This is a genomic window from Streptomyces sp. SID12488 (genome assembly GCF_010548275.1).
GTDB lineage: Bacteria > Actinomycetota > Actinomycetes > Streptomycetales > Streptomycetaceae > Streptomyces.
Window position 1 is genome coordinate 115,328 of record NZ_JAAGLT010000010.1, and the last position, 18,285, is coordinate 133,612.

Below are 18,285 nucleotides of genomic sequence, written 5' to 3' on the forward strand. Positions count from 1 at the left end.
GTTTTTTCGCCCCCGCCGCCCCTACCCGTCCCGTCCTCGGGGGCGCTGCCCCCGAACCCCCGCTCCTCAAACGCCGGAGGGGCTGGATGATGCCGGCCGGGGCTTGATCTTTCAGCCCGTCCGGCGTTTGAGGACGAGGCCGTTCAGGCCGACAGCGGGGGTCTGGGGGCGGCAGCCCCCAGGGATGGGACGGGAAGGGGCGGCGGGGGCGATTCATCCTTCAGGGCCACCCCCGTCAGCCCCAGCTCCCGCGCCCTGACCATCAGCGCCGCCAGCTTTCCCGCCGCCGTCTCGTACGTCAGGCCCAGCGGGGGCCGGATGTTGGACAGGCAGTTGCGGTCCGCGTCAGTGGTCGTACCCGGCCTCGGGGCGTACGTCAGATACGCGCCCAGCGAGTCCGCCGCCGACATCCCGGGGCGCTCGCCGATCAGGACGACCACCATCGCGGCGCCCATCGCATGGGCCACGTCATCGCCGAGGGCGACCCGCGCCTGCTCGGCCAGGATCACCGGCGCCACCCGCAGCCCCGGATCCAGCAGTGCCGTCGTCGCCCGCACCATCGGCGCCGCGTGCTCGTGCACCGCCCGGCTGGACAGCCCGTCGGCCACGACGAACACCAGATCCCAGCCACCGCCGGGGAGATGCGCACGGTCGATGTCGTCGAGACGGCGCCCCAGGTCGGGGCGCTGGAGGTAGGTCAGCCGGTCACCGGCGGCGCTGCGTACCCGTACCGTCGGTTCGCCCGTCAGGCCGGCCGCGACGACCTCCGGTTCGAAGGGCGAGTGCACCGCGTCCCGGGCGGCGGCATGCGCGGCCTGCAACTCCAGGCGGTGGCGGGTGGGGAGGGCCGAGCCCGCGCGGCCGAGGCCGATCCTGGCCTGCGTGTGCCGCCGTAGCGCCGCCCACATGGTCAAGTCATCGGCAACAGCCGACAGTTGACGCTCCGTCATGCCGCCAGTTCCTTTCCGATCGCCGTCAGCGGATGTGCCGTACCGGAGACGTCCCGGATCGCTCCCCGCTCGTCCAGCAGACCGATGCCGTCCAGCCACGCCTCGAACTCCGGTGCCGGACGCAGCCCGAGGACCTCACGGAGGTACAACGCGTCGTGGTACGAGGCGGATTGGTAGTTGAGCATGATGTCGTCGCCGCCCGGCGTGCAGATCACGAAGGACGCGCCCGCCACCCCGAGCATCGTGAGCATGGTCGCCACGTCGTCGTCATCGGCGTCGGCGTGGTTCGTGTAGCAGATGTCCAGGCCCATGGGCAGGCCGAGCAGTTTGCCGCAGAAGTGGTCCTCCAGGGCGGCGCGGAGGATCTGGCGGCCGTCGTAGAGGTACTCGGGGCCGATGAAGCCGACCACCGTGTTCACGAGCAGGGGGTCGTAGCGTCTGGCGACCGCGTAGGCCCGCGCCTCCACCGTCTGCTGGTCGACCCCGTGATGCGCGTCGGCGGACAGCGCGCTGCCCTGCCCGGTCTCGAAGTACAGCGCGTTGCGTCCGACCGTCCCCCGGTTCAGCTCCCCCGCCGCCGCGTACGCCTCGTCCAGCAGCCCCAGGGTCACCCCGAACGAGGCGTTCGCGGCCTGCGTACCCGCGATGGACTGGAAGACCAGGTCGACCGGGGCCCCGCGCTCCATCAGGTCCACGCTGGTGGTGACATGGCACAGCACGCAGGACTGCGTGGGGATCTGGTACCGCTGGATGACCCCGTCCAGCAGTTCCAGCAGGTCGCGTACCGCCCTCGGGCTGTCGGTCGCCGGGTTGATGCCGATCACCGCGTCGCCCGAGCCGAGCAGCAGTCCGTCCAGCAGGGCTGCCGCGACGCCCGCCGGGTCGTCGGTCGGATGGTTGGGCTGAAGGCGGGTGGCCAGCCGCCCGGGCAGCCCGATCGTCGACCGGAAGGCGGTCACCACCCGCACCTTCCTTGCCACCGCGACCAGATCGGCGTTCCCCATCAGCTTGGACACCGCCGCCACCATCTCGGGCGTCAGCCCGGGCGACACGGCGGCCAGCGTCTGGGCGTCCGCCGCCTCCGACAGCAGCCACTCCCGGAACCCGCCCACGGTCAGCGCGGCCACCGGCGCGAAGGCGGCCAGGTCGTGCGTGTCCACTATCAGCCGGGTCACGTCGTCGTCCTCGTACGGAATCACCGGCTCGGCGAGAAACTGAGCCAGCGGAACCTCCGCCAGCGCCCAGCGCGCCGCGACCCGCTGCTGCGCCGAGTCCGCGGCGAGGCCGGCCAGCCGGTCGCCGGAGCGCTCGGGGCTCGCGGCGGCGAGCAGGCGCGCGAGGGAGTCGAAGCGGTAGCTGTGGCCACCGAGTGTGGAGGAGTACGTGGAGGTGGAGGTGTACGTGCTCATGGCGACGACCGTACGAGCCACGTGTTGCCGTCAGATTTCTAAAGGTCTGGTTGACAAACATTTAACGCGCCGACACCCTTTACCGACTCATTCGGACTACAGAGTTCCACTCCACCGGCAGTGCGCGGCAAAGCAACCAGGAAGGGGCCACCCGATGGCAGTGGACGAGGGCGTAGCCCCGGCGGGGGATACGAGTACGGGGACAAGTCCCGGCGACGACGGCACGGTTCACCGGCTGAAGCCGAACGCGATCGGCCTGCTCGGCGTGGTCTTCATGGCCGTCGCCACGGCCGCGCCGATCACCGCGATGACGGGCAACGTGCCCTTCATGGTGTCGTCCGGCAACGGCATCGGCGCCCCCGCGAGCTATCTGGTCGCAATGGTCGTCCTGGCAATCTTTGCCGTCGGCTTCACGTCGATGGCGAAGCACATCACGTCCACCGGCGCCTTCTACGGCTTCATCTCCTACGGCCTCGGCCGCACGGTCGGCCTCGCCTCCGGGCTGCTCGCCACCTTCGCGTACGTCGTCTTCGAGCCCGCCCTGATCGGCATCTTCTCGACCTTCGCGACCGACACCATCAAGGACCAGACGGGCGCCCACGTCCCCTGGTGGGTGTTCGCGATCATCATGCTCGCGATCAACGCCACGGGTACGTGGTTCGGGGTGTCGGTGGCCGAAAAGCTGCTGATCGTCCTCCTCGGCACCGAGGTGACGATCCTCGCCGCGATGGCGATCTCGGTCGCCCTGCACGGCGGCGGCCCGAACGGCTTCACCTTCGGCCCGGTCAACCCGGTCAACGCCTTCCAGGGCACCAGCGCCGGCCTCGGCCTCTTCTTCGCCTTCTGGTCGTGGGTCGGCTTCGAGTCGACGGCGATGTACGGCGAGGAGTCCCGCGACCCGAAGAAGATCATCCCCAAGGCGACGATGATCAGCGTGCTGGGCGTCGGCGTCTTCTACGTCTTCGTCTCCTGGATGGCGATCACGGGCAACGGCGAGGCGGCGGCGGTCAAGGCGGCCTCGTCCTCGAACCCCCTCGCCCTGTTCTTCAACCCCACCGAGCAGTACGTCGGCCACTGGGCGGTCGTCGTCATGCAGTGGCTGATGATCACTGGCTCGCTGGCCTGCGGCATGGCCTTCCACAACTGCGCCGCCCGCTACATGTACGCCCTGGGCCGCGAGGGCGTACTCCCCTCCCTCAAGCGGACCATCGGCCGCACCCACCCCGACCACGGCTCCCCGCACATCGCGGGCCTGGTCCAGACGGTCATCAGCGCCCTCCTGCTGCTCGCCTTCTGGGCCGCGCACAAGGACCCGTACACGGGTACGTACGTCCTGCTGGCCATCCTCGGCACGATGGCGATCCTCGTCGTCCAGGCCGTCTGCTCCTTCGCGGTCCTGGCCTACTTCCGCAAGAACCACCCGGAGAGCCGCCACTGGTTCCGGACGTTCACGGCCCCGCTCATCGGCGGCATCGCGATGCTCGCGGTGGTGGTGCTCCTGGTGTCCAACATGGGCGTCGCGGCGGGCACCGAGTCGGGCTCACTGGTCCTCAAGGCGACACCGTGGCTGGTCGCCCTGATCGCGGCAGGCGGCATCGGCTACGCCACCTACCTCAAGCACCGCGCCCCCGAGAGGTACGCACTGCTGGGGCGGACGGTGCTGGAGGAGACGAAGGAGCGTTAGCCTTTAGCGGTACGGGAGTTGATCACGTGAGTTGAACACGCCCCTCGGCCGGGGCCGACGCACCGTACCTGCGTCAGCCCTGGTGCCGGGCTCGCGGGGCGGTCGAGGGCGGGGCGGTTCGGGCAGGGGCCCGACTGCTCATCCCTGATTACCTGAGCGACGGGCGGCGCGCACCAGGAGTGTTCCGGTCCTGCGGTTTCCCTCCGGGGCCGGGATCACTTCTGCGGTCACGTCGGTGAACCCATTTGCCCTCAGGCGCTCGACCCACGCCTCCGGGGTGTAGTCCCAGCGCCTGACGACCAGCGGTTCGGGGTCGTCGTGCCGGTTGACGTACGACGCCTGGCAGCCGTAGCAACCCTCGATCGCGGGCCGCTGGGAGAACGCGAGAATCCCGCCCGGGGAGAGTCGGTCCCGAACCGCCGGCAACAGGGTGTCGGGGTTGGTGAACCACACCGCGCCGAAGACCGAGTACACCGCGTCGAACCGCTCACCGCATCCGGCCAGGTGGTCGACGGCATCACGCTGGTGAAGCTCCAGGCCGTCCCACCGCTCGCGGGCCGCGTCGAGCTGGGCGGCCGAGAGATCCACGCCGACAGCCCGTGCGCCGAGCGCGGCCACGTGCGCCAGGTTCCCGCCCTTGCCACACCCCAGCTCCAGGACCGAGGCACCCGGTCCCGCGCCGATCACTTCGGCGCCCGGACCATGGTCGGGGTACTGCGTCCAGTTGAACCACGTCGTCTCGCCCGCCGCGTTCGTCTCGCGCCGGGCCGGTTTCTTCTGCGAGTAGGTGTCCCAGGCCAACGTGTCGGTCATCGTGCCGTGCTCCTCGCGGTGGGGCGGTCAGGACCGTATGCCCGGCCAGCGGGAAAGGCTGCCGGGCATACGTGGGTTCACCGAGCGGCCTGAAGGTCAGGTCAACTTGGGGCTGTCGTGGCAACCAGCGTGGCACTGGTTGCAGTCGGCGATGTCGAGCTCCGGCCAGAAGTCGAGGTCGACGGCGAAGCCCGCCGCCACGATGGCGTCGATCGTGCGCTGCCGGACGGCCTTCGCGCCGCCGTGTTCGGAGCGCTCCAACAGTTCGGGCCGGTGGTGGATCATGCGCCCGGCGACCTGCTGGGAGAACTCGCAGTACGCCTCGGTCCGAAGGATGAAAACGTGCCAGAAGGTGTCCACCAGCTCGGACGGGCTCAGCGGCAGGTGGGTTCGGCTGCCTGCAGCGAGGAAGGCCGCCATCTGACCGACGCCCCGGGCCGCGATGTCGGCGGTGATGGTGGGGTCGGCTTTACGGGCATCGGCTGCGAGCAGGTTCCTCAGCTCGGGGGTGAGCAGGGTTCCCGTATCAGTCATGGGGCGTTCCTGAACGATCGTCACGGCTGTACCTCCTGTGGTGGTTGGTGCTCGGCGACGTGCTGACAGGGAGTGAACCGCGTGGATCGCGTGGTGGTGCGCAGTGGCGCTGCGAGGTCGCAGCGCCACTGCGGATGGGTCTAGACCTGTTCGCGCAGGGTGAGGCCGAGGAACGCCTCGACCTGCTGGATCGTGTCGTCCGGGGTGGCGGCGAGGACGGTAGTGATACCGAGTGCTTCCGCTGGCGGGAGGTTGCGGGCGGTGTCGTCAACGAACACGCAGTCCTCAGCAGGCAGCCCCATCAGGCCGAGCATGATCGAGTAGATCTCCGGGTCCGGCTTGCGCATCCCGTAGTGCTCGGAGATCAGCACCGCGTCGTAAAACTCGTCGAACTGGTAGCCCGCGTACGGGTCGTAGGGGTTGCTGCCGAGGCTGTTGGAGAAGATACCCACCCTCACCCCGGCACGCCGGGCGGCCTGGGCCGCGTCGATCATCATGGGCTCGGGATGCAGGCCGGCGAGCACCCGGCCCAGCAGGTTGAGGGGGTTGGTGCCGAGGATGGCGGCGGTCCCCTCGTTCCACTCGGTCTGTGTGATGGCCCCGCGTTCCAGATCCGCGTACAGGTCCCGCCCGACCGGATCCACCGCGATGGCGTTGAGGAACGTGCCCACCGGCCATCCCTGCTGAGCGTCGAACCACGCGGCGCAAGCGGGCACCGAGGTCGTGAGCACCCCGCCGAAGTCGAGAATCAGGCCGTGCCGGGTCATGCCGGGCTCCTTGTCGTCAAGGTGGATCGCGCGTGGATGAGGTGCTCGGCGAGGGATCGGCTCGCGGGAGTATGCGAGGTGCGCAGGGTCTGGTGGAGGACGGTGATGCGCCGCAGGGTCTCCGTGTGGTGGACCTCTTCCAGCAAGGTCAACGAGGCATGGGCGTCAGCAACAGCAGCCTCGTGGCGTCCGGCGGCGGCATGAGCGTCGGCCCGATCGGCGTGGGCTGTGGGCCCAGCGCACCGAACGCCCCGGCCAAACCTGAGGCCAGCGACCCTACGAATGCCCGCCTCTCCACCCGCGCTGCGCCCTCCGTCCCCATGCGCTGGAAGGGCGCCATGAACGCCTTCGACCTGGCCTTCGATGGCCGCCTCACCGCAGGCCAACTGTAGCCACACCAAACCCAATTACACCGCTCGCTTTACAGACCCCAGGCCGCCGGAGGCCCGAGCAACAGGCGGCGCGCCGGGACTCGCCTCTACGCAGGCCCCGGCGGCAGGAGCCGAACCGTGCTCCAGGGGATGGTCCTAACCTCGATCTTGCATGACGGCTCGCCAGCTCGGCCGGGCGGGACGTTTCTGCTTGTCCGGGCTGGGTCTTCTGCCTGTGGAAGTGTCGAGGGCCCGACTGTCGCATCGGGTGGGCGCCGGGTTCCACGGTTCCGGAACTGGTCTGCTGCTCGTCGGGATGGGGTGATGTCGCTGGTCAGCCAGGGTCCGGCAGGGCGTGCAGGCGAGCGATCGCGCTGGTGATCACGTCGGTCCAGGGCCAGTGGTGGCCCAGCATGAAAGCCCGAAGGCAATGGTTACGGGCATGCGTTGCCATGCGTCCCAGTCAGAACTGATTGCGCTGGCCGCATGCCGGAGTTTGGGCAGGTGATGCTGGGTGAACGCGTCCAGCGATGTCTCCGCCGCATGCACGGTGACGTCCATCGCTGCGAAGGCGCGTCCGTCGCCCTCGCGGATCGGGACGGCGACGGAGCGGATATCGGCGGCGAGTCCTTCGTCCGCGACGGCCCATCCGCGCCCTCAGTTCGGTGTCGAGCTGCCAGAGAGAGAGGGGACGCCGAACCTGCTGGGCTCGGCAAGGACGTCGCAATACGCTGGTGCATGAGGAACGACCTGCCCGGCCCGCACAGGCCTGCCGCCCGGACCGTGTCGTTGGATCCTGTTAACCGATCAGAAGCAGGACCAGCCGACTCCTTCTCCCACGCGGTCACCCCGAGCGCGATGTGCAACCGCAGCTCTCACCCTCAGATCCTTGAAGGACGTTGCTATCGTGGGGTGGGGTAGCCCAGCTTCGAGAGGGATCCGCTGATGAAGCCATCCCACACCCAAGTCCTGGTCGAGGCTGCCTATGCAGCCGGAGCCGGTGACCGGCGCGAGGCCGCGATGACGGTGCTGAGGCTGCTTGAGCCGGTGACTCACCACGATGCCAGCGCCGTCCTGCTCTGGGACCCGATGGCCCGTGCGCACCGCGCGCTCGCTGTGGTCACCTACGGTGATGAAACGGTTGCCGCATTGGGTGACCGCTATGCGGCGAGTGCTGAGAACCGGCTGGTTTGGGAGCGGCGCCTGCCGATGCGGATCGACGACGTGCCGGGCGACTACCGACGGTCCCCGATGTACCGCGAGGTGCTCGGACCTGCCGGCTTCGCAGACGGCATGACCACCTGCCTCTTCTCGGACAGCGGTGTGTACACGGGCATGCTGCATTTCTCCGCGGCGGGGCGCGGCGCGTTCCGTGATGACGCGGCCGAACTCCTCAAGGCCCTGGTGCCCGCGCTGGCGCGGATGTGCGACGTGGCTCGACGGCAGACCACCGGATGCGCCATACCGCCGGGAGCGAACGCCACCCTGATCGACTACACCGGCCGTGCCTGGGCCGTCGAGTCGTGCGCCCCGGCGCTCGCGCCCACGCAGCCCGAGTTCACCGGCTTTCTGCGTCGCTTCATGGCCTCGGCGCAGGTTGCCGCGACCGGGCTGCAGGCGTCGAGCGAAGGGTGGCTCGCGCTGCAGGTCCTGAAGGTGGCCGATCCGCTGGGACGGCCGGAACCGGCCGTACTGGTGCAGGAGCTTCCGACGGCCGCCCTGCCCTATTCACTCTCGCCGCGCGAGTACGACATCCTGAACGGGATGGCGGCGGGGTTCTCGAACCAGCAGTTGGCATCGCAGCGAGACGTCTCCCTGCGCACGGTGACCACGCACGTGGAGCGGATCCTCCACAAGATGGAGCAGCCGTCGCGAGCCGGCGCGGTGGCGTCGGCGCTGCGCGACGGGATTCTCAGCTTGAACCGCTGACCGCCGCTGTCGGTAGGAATGCGTATTGAGGCGCAAGGTGGCCGAGCGCCATATTCGAGGTGAAGAAAGCCCGCGCTGTAGGCGGTCCTCACCCGCCGAGCCGGCTGTTGCCGACCCCGCGTCTTCCCCTGCTGTCGCCGCTCACGGCACCGACAGCCGACCGGGGCTCGTTCATCCCTCAGGAGGCCCGGCCATGAACGTTCCAGAAGCTCCGCAAGCCATGTCCGAAAGACCCGGCGGCACAGATGACGACCGCGACCGGCTGCATGAACTCGGATACGAGCAGGAGCTCGCCCGCACGCTCAGCCTGGCCGACGTCGTCATCTACGGCCTGATCTACATGGTGCCGCTCGCCCCCGTCGCGGTGTTCGGCGTCGTCTACAACATGTCCGCCGGCGCCGTCGCCTCGGTCTACGTGGTGGCCGCGATCGCGATGCTGTTCAGTGCCGTCAGCTACAAGGAGATGGCGGTCCGGTTCCCGGTCGCCGGCTCGGTCTACAGCTACGTACGGATGGGCAGCAACCGCTTCCTCGGGTTCGTCTCCGGGTGGGCCATCCTGCTCGACTACCTGCTGCTGCCGGCGCTGCTGTGCGTCTTCGCGGCCAGCGCGATGACCGGAGTGGTCTCCTGGGTGCCCGCCTGGATCTGGGTGGTGATCTTCGTCGCCGCGACCGCCCTGATCAACATCATGGGCATCAGTGTCACCGCGACGATGAACAAGATCTTCCTCTACATCCAGCTGGTCGTGCTGGCCGTGTTCCTGGTCTGGGCAGCCGTGCTCATCCTCCAGGGCCGGGCCCATCTGTCGCTCAACCCGTTCGTTCCCGCCGACGGCGGCTCCTGGTCCCTGATCCTCGGTGCGGTTCCGGTCGCCGCCCTGAGTTACATCGGGTTCGACGCGATCTCGACACTGAACGAGGAAGCCGAGGGCGGTGGCAAAACCGTCTCCAAGGCCACCATGATCGTCCTCTACCAGGTGACCGCGCTGTTCGTCGTGCAGGTCTTCGTGGCGGGCATCCTCGTCCCGAGCGGGACGGAATTCGCCGACGGCGACCCGGTCAACAACGCCTTCTACAACGTGGTGGGCACGGCCATGGCGGGCTGGTTCAAGACTGTCCTCCTGCTGACCGCCGCCCTGATCGCGATCTTCGCCAACACCATCGCCTCCAACGCCACCTCCGCCCGCCTGGTCTTCAGCATGGCCCGCGACGGGCAGTTGCCGAAGTTCCTGTCACGGGTCAGCGACAAGCACCAGGTCCCCCTCAACGCGATGATCTTCATCGCAGTCCTGTCGGTGGGGGTCGGCATCCTCGGCGTGGAGCAGTCGGGACTGCTGATCACCCTGGTGACCTTCGGCGCGATCACCGCCTACGTCCTCCTCCACGTCAGCGTTTTCACCCACTTCGTCGTCCGAGGCCGCAGCCGCCGCTTCTTCGTCCACTGGGTCTCCCCGATCCTCGGCGCCGCGCTCCTCCTGGTCGCGCTGTGGAACGCGGACCCCAACGCCAAGATCGTCGGCTCGTGCTGGCTCGTCATCGGCCTCGGTGTGGCGGCGTACTTCAAGCTCACCGGCCGTGCGCTCGGTGGCTCCGACGCCTGACCGCACTCGCGCATACCGCCGGGCAGCACAGGCATCGGCCTGAGACACCGTCACATCGAGGCGCCTCAGTCGCTGCCCGGCGCTCGCGAGCTCCTTCAGCACAAGAAAGGCCACCTTCCGTGAGCCCATCGTCCTTGTCCCGCCGCACCGCAACGGTGTCCCAGCAGCAGCAGGTGAACTGATGCGCACCAGTGCAGACCGCTCCGCCGAGCTGCTCGAAGTGTTCCGTCTGCGCAGCGAAGAACGCCTGCGCAAGGAGTGCACCGACGAGGTCGCCGCCGCCCATGACGGGGCTCCGCTGGGACTGCAAAACGACCGCACTCAACGTGTGCTGCGGGCGCTGCGCAGCCTCCCCGTCTCGGGCAAGCACATCATCTTCTCCGAAGGTCCCGACGGCCCCTGGCACGTGGCGCAGATCGTCCTGGGCATGCCGGGCAACCTGCTCCTGACCCAGCAGTCCTTCGAGGACTACGAAGACGCCATGCGGTACATCTTCACGGCGCGCCGCGCGCAACTGCTGCAGAACTAGAAAGAAACGAGGAGCCCATGGCACTCTCGAGCGGCCGCACGACGACCCAGAACGTCTTCGGCTACACCGATCGCTTCTCCGCCCGCCCCGGCGAGCGACTGTCGTTCCACATCAGCTGTGAAGGCCCACCGGCCTACGACGCCGCTCTGGTACGCCTGCGACACGGCTACGACGGGCAGGCGGGGCCGGGCTTCCTGGAGGCCGAGGTCCCCTCCGCCATCGACGGGACGTATCCGGGGCAGTACTACGCCTGCCGGCCAGGCTCGTACGTCGAAGTCCCCGACCCAAAGGGCCTGCTGGCGAACCCCGACGCGCTGGTCATCCGCGCCGCTGTCTTCCCGACGCTCCCGCGCGACAACCGCTCGGGGAGCCTGGGCGCCTATCGGGTCAGCCAGAGTTCGGTCGGCTTCACCGGCGAGCGCCAGGCGGTCATGGGTACCTGGGACGCGGCGACCATGACCGGCTGGGCCCTGCTGCTCGATGACGGCAAGCCGTCCTTCGTATGGAGCGAGGGCGGTCAGCGGCGGACCCTCACCCTGGAACAGGAGCTGACGGCCCACCAGTGGTACCGGCTGGAGGTCGAACTGCCGAGTTCGGCGGGGCAGATCACCCTGCGGCAGACCCCGCTGGACCACTGCGCGGACCGGGTGGCACCGGCCGCCGCAGCCGCCGTACCCGAGCAGGCGAGCGCAACCGCCTCGGCGGTCTGGACGGCTTCCTCGATGCCGTTCCGTATCGGCGCGCTGGCTCGGGCGGACGGTGACCGACTGCTCGCGGCAACCGCGTTCAACGGGAAGATCGGTGGCGTCCGCGTCGAACGCGCCACCGACGACGCCCTCAAGGCGCGCGAGCCGGTGGCTGCCTGGCATTTCGGCCGCAGCCGGCGCCCCGACGGGTTGCTGTTGTGGGATGTGCTCGACGAGGGGCCGCACATGCTGCACGGCCGCTGCGTCAACGCGCCCGTCCGGGGCGTCACCGGGCCCACGTTCCAAGGTGTCGTGGAGGACTTCCGGCTTGCGCCCGACGAGTTCGATGCCATCCACTTCCACGACGACGACCTCGCTGACGCCCAGTGGCCTGCGGCGTTCACCTTCGAAGTGCCCGAGGAACTGCCCAGCGGCGTCTACGCGGTACGGCTGCTGGCCGAGGGCGTCGAGCAGCACGTGCCCTTCCTCGTCGGGCCGGGCCGACGGCGCAAGGACGTCGCCGTCCTGTTCCCCACGGCCACCTACCTGGCGTACGCCAACGACCGGATCGCGTTTGAGGCGGACGGCATGGAGATGCTCCTCGGGCACACGCCCATCGTCCACAAGGAAGACCTGGTCCTGCAGGACCACCCCGAGTTCGGCCGCTCCCTGTACGAAATCCACAATGACGGGTCCGGCGTGGTGTTCGGAAGCGTCCGCCGCCCGCTGATCAGCCTGCAGCCGCGGTATCGGGCCTCGTTCATGAGCGAAGGCCCCTGGGGCCTGCCCGCCGACCTGTCCCTCGTGCACTGGCTGGAGACCGCTGAGTGCGAATTCGACGCCCTCACAGACGAGGACCTCGACCGGGAAGGCCACGACCTGCTGCGCGACTACCGTGTCGTGATCACCGGAAGCCACCCCGAATACGTCACGCGGCGCGAGCTCGACGCCCTTGAGGAGTTCACCGCGAACGGCGGCAGGCTGATGTACCTGGGCGGCAACGGGTTCTTCGCGACCGTCTCCTACGACCCCGACGCCCCGCACCTGATGGAGCTGCGCCGGGCCGACGGCGGCACCCGCCCCCACCAGTCCCCCTTCGCCGAACGCCGTCACACCACCTCGGGCGAGGCCAGCGGCCTGTGGCGCAACAAGGGCAAGGCTCCGCAGCGTCTGGTGGGAGTCGGCATGGCGGCCCAGGGCTTCGACCGCTGCACCTACTACGAGCGCCTTGCGGACAGCCAAGATCCGCGGGCGGCCTTCGTCTTCGAAGGTGTCGGCGAGAACGAGGTCCTGGGCGACTTCGGCATCATCGGTGGTGGCGCGGCCGGTGCCGAGATCGACTGCTGGAACCCGGCGCTCGGCTCGCCGCCAGGAACCCTGGTCCTGGCCACCTCCGGGCCCTTCTCCGACAACTACCTGCTGGTGACCGAGGAGATCTTCGAGATGCTCCCGGGGATGGGCGGAACCGAGCAGCCGGCGGTCCGCTCGGACATGGTCTACTGCGCGCTGGAGGGCGGCGGCGGATTCTTCTCGGTCGGATCCATCGCCTGGACCGGATCGCTTTCCCACAACGGGTACGACAACAACATCGCGAAGATCACAGGCAACGTACTACGGCGCTTCCGCGACGAGAAGCCACTGGAGTAGCCCGCCCCTGCTGCCGAAGGCGAGCCGCTCCGCCGGCGGAGCGGCTCGCCTTACGCCATCCGGCTGCGCAGACCAGCACGTGGCCCAGGGGCGTAGGCCACGCTCTGCGGCGGCTTTCGCGCACCCCGGTACCCGGCACCGTGCTGGTGCTGCTGTCCTCATCCCTGTCCACGTGGCCCAGCGGCTGCCGTCCGACATCGTCCTCGGCAACCGGACCCGCAATAACACGCGAGAACCACCTACGTGCCAACTGGAGACCCAGTGACCACCGTTCTGCGCACGCTGCGAAACTACATCGGCGGCGAGACCCTGGACGCCGCCGACGGGCGGACCATCGAGATCGTCAATCCGGTGACCGGCGAGCCCTACGCGACCTCGCCGCTGTCCGGCCGGGCGGACGTCGACGCCGCCATGGACGCGGCCGCGGCCGCTTTTCCGGCCTGGCGCGACACCACCCCTGCCGAGCGACAGCGCCTGCTACTGAAGATCGCGGACGCTTTCGAGGCGAAAACCGGGGAACTCGTCGCCGTCGAGTCCGAGAACACCGGCAAGCCGCTGGGGCTGACGGCGAGCGAGGAGGTGGCGCCGATGGTGGACCAGATCCGCTTCTTCGCCGGCGCCGCGCGCCTGCTGGAGGGCCGCTCGGCCGGTGAGTACATGGACGGCATGACCTCCATCGTCCGGCGTGAGCCCGTCGGGGTCTGCGCGCAGGTCGCACCGTGGAACTACCCGATGCTGATGGCGGTCTGGAAGTTCGCCCCGGCGCTGGCCGCGGGCAACACCGTGGTCCTGAAGCCGTCGGACACCACCCCGGCCTCCACCCTGCTGATGGCCGCGATCGTCGGATCCATCCTGCCCAAGGGTGTCTTGAACGTCGTCTGCGGCGACCGCGACACCGGGCGCCTGATGGTCGAACACCCCATTCCGGCGATGGCCTCCATCACCGGCTCCGTACGGGCTGGCAAGCAGGTCGCCGGGTCCGCCGCCAAAGACGTCAAGCGCGTCCACCTGGAGTTGGGCGGCAAGGCCCCCGTCGTCGTCTTCGCCGACGCCGACATAACCCAGGCCGTCGAGGGCATCTCGGTGGCCGGTTTCTTCAACGCCGGCCAGGACTGCACGGCCGCGACCCGCGTCCTCGTACAGGAGTCGGTCCACGACGAGTTCGTGACGGCGCTGGCGAGGGCCGCCACAGGCACGAAGACCGGTCGGCCCGACGATCCGGACGTGCTGTATGGACCGCTCAACAACGCCAACCAACTCACGCAGGTCTCCGGTTTCATCGAGCGGCTGCCCGCCCACGCCAAGATCGAGGCAGGCGGCCACCGCGTCGGCGACAAGGGCTACTTCTACGCCCCCACCGTCGTCTCCGGCCTCAAACAGGACGACGAGATCATCCAGAACGAGGTGTTCGGCCCGGTCATCACCGTCCAGTCCTTCCGCGACGAGGCACAGGCTTTGGAATATGCCAACGACGTCGCCTACGCCCTGGCCTCGTCGGTGTGGACCAAGGACCACGCACGCGCGATGCGCATGTCCAAGAAGCTGGACTTCGGCTGCGTGTGGATCAACACCCACATCCCGCTGGTCGCCGAGATGCCCCACGGCGGCTTCAAACAATCCGGCTACGGCAAGGATCTGTCCGCGTACGGCTTCGAGGACTACACCCGTATCAAGCACGTCATGACGTCACTGGACGCGTGACGCTCGCGCCGACGCCGCCAGTGCCAGTGGGATCGCCCCGCAGGGCCCCGACATCCGCCCGAAGTGAGGAAGGGATCCGCTGCGAAGGAGTTCGAGAACCCCTCAGTATGGGTTCCTTGCGGACGATCAGGCGCATCCCCATCCGCCAGCCCGTCAGGCAGTCCCTGGCGAGCTCGGCGACCCAGGCGCCATCGCGGATCTCGCAGCCCGGTCCGACGGCGGGTGTCCAGGCCGATGCCTGGATCTTCAGTACGGCATGGTGGATGGTGTCGGTGATGGTCACACAAACGGACATGCAACCTGCGCCGATTCACCAAGCGAGGAACAGTAGCAGTACGGGAGTTGAGCACATTTCTTTGGCCGGAGTCCCTGACGTGCACACATCGCACCGTTCGTACGCGTCAGGCCCCCTGCCCGAACGTCCTGGCCCGCTCCTCGCGCCACCGGTCCATCAGCTGGGTGAGCTCGCCCTCCAGGTACTCGAAGAAGGCGAGCGTCTCGGCGATGCGCATGCCGCCGGGTGTCTCGGCGCCGAGGCTGTCGACGCCCACCCGCAAGGTCTGGCCCCAGCGCTTGAGGACGGCGTCGCGGCTGGTCAGCGCCTCGTACCACTGGTCGCTGTGCACCCGGTACCGCTCGCGCCGCGAGCCGGGTTCGCGCTCCCGCGAGACCATGTGCACCTGGGACAGATAGCGCACGGCACCTGACACGGCGGCCGGGCTGACCTGGAGCTGTTCGCCGAGTTCGGCGGAGGTCAGGGCGCCGGCGTCGGAGGCCAGCAGCGCGGCGAAGACCCGGGCGGCCATGCGCTGCATCCCTGCCTCGACGAGCTGGGCGGCGAAGCCCTCGACGAACTTGGACAGCGCCTCGGGGTCCCGCCCGCTCTCCGCCGCACCCGGATTCGGTTCCGTCGTCATACTCGAAGTGTATCCACCATTCATACATTTCCTTAACTTCACAAACTTCTGAAGTAAGCGTACGTTCGGAAACATGACGAAGGCCAGCCCCGCTGTCGAGGTGTCCGGACTGCACAAGTCGTTCGGCAGGACGCACGCCCTGGACGGTCTCGACCTGACCGTGGAGACCGGCGAAGTGCACGGCTTCCTCGGCCCCAACGGCTCCGGGAAGTCCACGACCATCCGCGTCCTGCTCGGCCTGCTCCGCGCCGACTCGGGCACCGCGCGGATCCTGGGCCGGGACCCGTGGGCGGACGCGGTGGAGGTGCACCGCCGGATCGCGTACGTCCCCGGCGACGTCACCCTGTGGCGCAACCTCTCCGGCGGAGAGGTCATCGACCTGTACGGCAGGCTGCGCGGCGGCCTCGACCCGGCGCGCCGCGCCACCCTGCTCGAACGGTTCGAGCTGGACCCGACCAAGAAGGGCCGCACGTACTCGAAGGGCAACCGCCAGAAGGTGGCCCTTGTGGCGGCGTTCGCGTCGGACGTCGACCTGCTGATCCTCGACGAACCGACCTCGGGACTCGACCCGTTGATGGAGGAGGTCTTCCAGGCCTGCGTGGAGGAGGAACGGGACAGGGGCCGTACGGTCCTGCTCTCCTCCCACATCCTCAGCGAGGTCGAGGAGTTGTGCGACCGTGTCAGCATCATCCGCAAGGGCCGCACCGTCGAGACCGGCTCCCTCACCGACCTGCGCCACCTCACCCGGACGAGCATCACGGCGGAACTGGCGGGCGCGCCGAACGGGTTGGCACATCTGCCCGGCGTCCACGACCTCGCCATCCAACAAATTGAGAGCGGCCAGGGCTCCCGTATCCAACTCCAGGTCGACACCGACAAGTTGGATGCGGTGCTGCGCTCCCTCACGCAGGCGGGCGTGCGGTCGCTGAGGTCGACGCCACCGACGCTGGAGGAGTTGTTCCTGCGCCACTACCAGGACGAAGCGGTGACCCGATGACCGTCAGCACGTCGGCCCTGGCAGTACGAAGGACCGCCGGTGCACGCCAACTGGCTGGCACCGGAACGCTGTTGCGGTTCAACCTGCGGCGCGAACGGGTGATGATCCCGGTATGGGTGGCGGTGACGGCCCTCATGGTCCTGTCCCTCCCGGGCTCCCTGGAGAGCGTGTACTCCACCCCCGCCGAACGGGCCGACATCGCCCGCCAGTTGTTCACCAACAGCTCGCTGCGGGCCACGTACGGCCCGGTGTTCAGCGACTCGATCGGCGGCCTGACCGCCTGGCGGATCGGCGGTTACGCGGCGGTCCTCGCCGGGATCATGAGCCTGCTCGTCGTCGTACGGCACACCCGCGACGAGGAGGAGAGCGGACGTCAGGAGCTGATCTCGTCGGCGATGGTGGGCCGCCGCGCCCCGCTGACGGCGGCCCTGCTCACCGCCCTGGTCGCCAACACCGCGCTGGCGCTGCTGATCGCGGGCGGGCTGGCAGGTCAGGGCGCGTCAGGTGCGCTGGCGTTGGGTCTGGGCATCGGGGGCGTGGGAACGGCGTTCGCCACCCTCGCGGCGATCGTCGCGCAGTTCACCGAGAGCGCGCGGCTGGCGAAGGGCCTGACGGGCGGCCTGCTCGGCGCGGCGTTCGTGCTGCGCGCGGCGGGTGACTCCGCGACGAACGACGGTTCCTCACCGCTGACTTGGGCCTCACCGCTCGGCTGGCTGGAGAACGTACGACCGTTCGCGGACGAACGGTGGTGGGTGCTCGGCCTGTTCGTGGCCGCGACGGCTCTGCAGGGCTGGCTGGCCTACGAGTTGGCGGGCCGCCGGGACGTCGGCATGAGCTTCTTCCCGACCCGGCCGGGACCGGCGACCGGCCGCCTGGGCACGGCGGGGGCGCTGGCCTGGCGGCTGCAACGGGGCGCCGTCCTCGGCTGGAGCGTCGGGTTCCTCGCGGCCGGGGTCGCCTTCGGCGGGCTGACGAAGGGCGCGGCGGACCTGGTCGGCGACAACGCGAAGACCCGGGAGATCATCGAACGGATGGGCGGGCAGTCGGGCATCGAGGACGCGTTCCTGGCCACGATGGCCGGCATGTTCGGCATGGTGGCGGCACTGTACGTCGTCTCGTCGGTCCTCCGGCTGCACGCCGAGGAGACCTCCCAGCGGGCCGAGCCGGTCCTCGCCAACGCGGTGGGACGGCTGCGCTGGGCCGGCGGCCACCTGGTGATCGCCTTCGGCGGTGCGGTGTGGATCCTGCTGCTGAGCGGCCTGGGCCTGGCACTCGGGTACGGCAAGGAGCTGGGCCCGGTACTGGCGGCGAGCCTCGTGCAGGTCCCCGCAGTGTGGGTGCTGGGCGGACTGGCGGTTCTGCTGTACGGGGTGTCGCCCCGACTGGCGGTCGGAGCCTGGGGTGTTGCCGGGTTCGCGCTGCTGGTGGGGTGGATCGGACCGGCGCTGGACGTACCGCAGGGGGTGCTGGACCTGTCGCCGTTCGGGCATCTGCCGAAGTTGCCGGGCGGGGAGATGAGTTGGACGCCGGTGCTGGTACTTGCGGGGGTGGCGGTGGGGCTGGTTTCGGCGGGGCTGGTCGGGGTGCGGAGGCGGGACCTGAGCGCGTAACAGGAGCGGACACGGCCGAATTACCCATCCCCCTGTCGACGTACGGTCTCAACTCCCCAGTGGCGCAGGCTCTTATCGGTTCACGAGGGTGCCGACAGCGGCCGAGGTCGAGGGCTGCGTCGACGCCCGACTCGCCCGTGC

General features: G+C 69.0%; 15 protein-coding genes and 2 pseudogenes. 9 read left to right on the forward strand and 8 right to left on the reverse strand.

The window, feature by feature from the left end; all coding sequences use genetic code 11:
• Positions 1 to 143 precede the first annotated feature (143 nt).
• Both eutC and G3I56_RS17990 read right to left on the reverse strand, forming a co-directional pair.
• Complete coding sequence (eutC, locus tag G3I56_RS17985; protein WP_164410011.1) at positions 144 to 950, reverse strand: ethanolamine ammonia-lyase subunit EutC; 807 nt, start codon at positions 948 to 950, stop codon at positions 144 to 146.
• A complete protein-coding gene (locus tag G3I56_RS17990) occupies positions 947 to 2,359 on the reverse strand; it encodes an ethanolamine ammonia-lyase subunit EutB (RefSeq protein WP_164410013.1) in 1,413 nt (470 codons plus the stop codon). The genes eutC and G3I56_RS17990 overlap by 4 nt, the downstream gene beginning before the upstream one ends.
• Positions 2,360 to 2,513: 154 nt before the next feature.
• Here G3I56_RS17990 and G3I56_RS17995 point away from each other — a divergent pair, with 154 nt between their 5' ends.
• On the forward strand, positions 2,514 to 4,043 hold the full coding sequence (locus G3I56_RS17995) for an APC family permease (RefSeq protein WP_164410015.1): 1,530 nt from the start codon (positions 2,514 to 2,516) through the stop codon (positions 4,041 to 4,043).
• 138 nt (positions 4,044 to 4,181) lie between these two features.
• Here the strand turns inward: G3I56_RS17995 and G3I56_RS18000 are convergent, their stop codons facing one another.
• The 3 genes from G3I56_RS18000 to G3I56_RS18010 form a co-directional block, all read right to left on the reverse strand.
• A complete protein-coding gene (locus tag G3I56_RS18000; protein WP_164410017.1) occupies positions 4,182 to 4,856 on the reverse strand; it encodes a class I SAM-dependent methyltransferase in 675 nt (224 codons plus the stop codon).
• 96 nt (positions 4,857 to 4,952) lie between these two features.
• Entirely contained in the window at positions 4,953 to 5,390 is a 438-nt protein-coding gene (locus tag G3I56_RS18005) for a hypothetical protein (protein ID WP_164410019.1), read from the reverse strand.
• 140 nt (positions 5,391 to 5,530) lie between these two features.
• Positions 5,531 to 6,157: an HAD family phosphatase gene (locus G3I56_RS18010; RefSeq protein ID WP_164410021.1), complete on the reverse strand. Its 627-nt coding sequence runs from the start codon at positions 6,155 to 6,157 to the stop codon at positions 5,531 to 5,533.
• A 32-nt stretch (positions 6,158 to 6,189) separates the two neighbouring features.
• On the opposite strand from G3I56_RS18010, the gene G3I56_RS18015 reads away from it, so the two are divergent.
• Positions 6,190 to 6,549, forward strand: a complete 360-nt coding sequence (locus G3I56_RS18015) for a hypothetical protein (RefSeq protein ID WP_164410023.1) — start codon at positions 6,190 to 6,192, stop codon at positions 6,547 to 6,549.
• Between the two features lie 360 nt (positions 6,550 to 6,909).
• Here G3I56_RS18015 and G3I56_RS18020 read toward each other — a convergent pair.
• Positions 6,910 to 7,170: pseudogene (locus G3I56_RS18020) on the reverse strand (IclR family transcriptional regulator C-terminal domain-containing protein); the annotation flags it as partial.
• A gap of 303 nt (positions 7,171 to 7,473) precedes the next feature.
• Here G3I56_RS18020 and G3I56_RS18025 point away from each other — a divergent pair.
• The 5 genes from G3I56_RS18025 to G3I56_RS18045 all read left to right on the forward strand — a co-directional run bounded on the left by G3I56_RS18025 (position 7,474) and on the right by G3I56_RS18045 (position 14,620).
• Positions 7,474 to 8,457: a LuxR C-terminal-related transcriptional regulator gene (locus G3I56_RS18025; protein WP_164410025.1), complete on the forward strand. Its 984-nt coding sequence runs from the start codon at positions 7,474 to 7,476 to the stop codon at positions 8,455 to 8,457.
• A gap of 220 nt (positions 8,458 to 8,677) precedes the next feature.
• A complete protein-coding gene (locus G3I56_RS18030; RefSeq protein WP_164410027.1) occupies positions 8,678 to 10,057 on the forward strand; it encodes an APC family permease in 1,380 nt (459 codons plus the stop codon).
• A 181-nt stretch (positions 10,058 to 10,238) separates the two neighbouring features.
• On the forward strand, positions 10,239 to 10,586 hold the full coding sequence (locus tag G3I56_RS18035) for a hypothetical protein (protein ID WP_164410029.1): 348 nt from the start codon (positions 10,239 to 10,241) through the stop codon (positions 10,584 to 10,586).
• 17 nt (positions 10,587 to 10,603) lie between these two features.
• On the forward strand, positions 10,604 to 12,919 hold the full coding sequence (locus tag G3I56_RS18040) for a N,N-dimethylformamidase beta subunit family domain-containing protein (protein WP_164410031.1): 2,316 nt from the start codon (positions 10,604 to 10,606) through the stop codon (positions 12,917 to 12,919).
• Between the two features lie 261 nt (positions 12,920 to 13,180).
• Positions 13,181 to 14,620, forward strand: a complete 1,440-nt coding sequence (locus tag G3I56_RS18045) for a gamma-aminobutyraldehyde dehydrogenase (protein WP_164410032.1) — start codon at positions 13,181 to 13,183, stop codon at positions 14,618 to 14,620.
• A gap of 112 nt (positions 14,621 to 14,732) precedes the next feature.
• On the opposite strand, the pseudogene G3I56_RS43905 reads toward G3I56_RS18045, so the two are convergent.
• Both G3I56_RS43905 and G3I56_RS18050 read right to left on the reverse strand, forming a co-directional pair.
• Positions 14,733 to 14,909 (reverse strand): annotated as a pseudogene (locus G3I56_RS43905) (IS1380 family transposase); the annotation flags it as partial.
• A 112-nt stretch (positions 14,910 to 15,021) separates the two neighbouring features.
• The gene (locus G3I56_RS18050) at positions 15,022 to 15,537 is read right to left on the reverse strand and encodes a MarR family transcriptional regulator (protein ID WP_239134958.1); all 516 of its coding nucleotides are present in this window, start codon (positions 15,535 to 15,537) and stop codon (positions 15,022 to 15,024) included.
• 73 nt (positions 15,538 to 15,610) lie between these two features.
• On the opposite strand from G3I56_RS18050, the gene G3I56_RS18055 reads away from it, so the two are divergent.
• Both G3I56_RS18055 and G3I56_RS18060 read left to right on the forward strand, forming a co-directional pair.
• Positions 15,611 to 16,534, forward strand: coding sequence for an ABC transporter ATP-binding protein (locus G3I56_RS18055; protein ID WP_164410034.1), 924 nt, complete (start codon positions 15,611 to 15,613; stop codon positions 16,532 to 16,534).
• Positions 16,531 to 18,144, forward strand: a complete 1,614-nt coding sequence (locus G3I56_RS18060; protein WP_164410035.1) for an ABC transporter permease — start codon at positions 16,531 to 16,533, stop codon at positions 18,142 to 18,144. The genes G3I56_RS18055 and G3I56_RS18060 overlap by 4 nt, the downstream gene beginning before the upstream one ends.
• Positions 18,145 to 18,285: the final 141 nt, after the last annotated feature.

Excerpts from the sequence above, each read along its gene's own strand:
- eutC (WP_164410011.1), bottom strand. The coding sequence starts at position 950 with ATGACGGAGCGTCAACTGTCGGCTGTTGCCGATGACTTGACCATGTGG.
- G3I56_RS17990 (WP_164410013.1), bottom strand. The coding sequence starts at position 2,359 with ATGAGCACGTACACCTCCACCTCCACGTACTCCTCCACACTCGGTGGC.
- G3I56_RS17995 (WP_164410015.1), top strand. The coding sequence starts at position 2,514 with ATGGCAGTGGACGAGGGCGTAGCCCCGGCGGGGGATACGAGTACGGGG.
- G3I56_RS18000 (WP_164410017.1), bottom strand. The coding sequence starts at position 4,856 with ATGACCGACACGTTGGCCTGGGACACCTACTCGCAGAAGAAACCGGCC.
- G3I56_RS18005 (WP_164410019.1), bottom strand. The coding sequence starts at position 5,390 with ATGACTGATACGGGAACCCTGCTCACCCCCGAGCTGAGGAACCTGCTC.
- G3I56_RS18010 (WP_164410021.1), bottom strand. The coding sequence starts at position 6,157 with ATGACCCGGCACGGCCTGATTCTCGACTTCGGCGGGGTGCTCACGACC.
- G3I56_RS18025 (WP_164410025.1), top strand. The coding sequence starts at position 7,474 with ATGAAGCCATCCCACACCCAAGTCCTGGTCGAGGCTGCCTATGCAGCC.
- G3I56_RS18030 (WP_164410027.1), top strand. The coding sequence starts at position 8,678 with ATGTCCGAAAGACCCGGCGGCACAGATGACGACCGCGACCGGCTGCAT.
- G3I56_RS18035 (WP_164410029.1), top strand. The coding sequence starts at position 10,239 with ATGCGCACCAGTGCAGACCGCTCCGCCGAGCTGCTCGAAGTGTTCCGT.
- G3I56_RS18040 (WP_164410031.1), top strand. The coding sequence starts at position 10,604 with ATGGCACTCTCGAGCGGCCGCACGACGACCCAGAACGTCTTCGGCTAC.
- G3I56_RS18050 (WP_239134958.1), bottom strand. The coding sequence starts at position 15,537 with ATGACGACGGAACCGAATCCGGGTGCGGCGGAGAGCGGGCGGGACCCC.
- G3I56_RS18055 (WP_164410034.1), top strand. The coding sequence starts at position 15,611 with ATGACGAAGGCCAGCCCCGCTGTCGAGGTGTCCGGACTGCACAAGTCG.
- G3I56_RS18060 (WP_164410035.1), top strand. The coding sequence starts at position 16,531 with ATGACCGTCAGCACGTCGGCCCTGGCAGTACGAAGGACCGCCGGTGCA.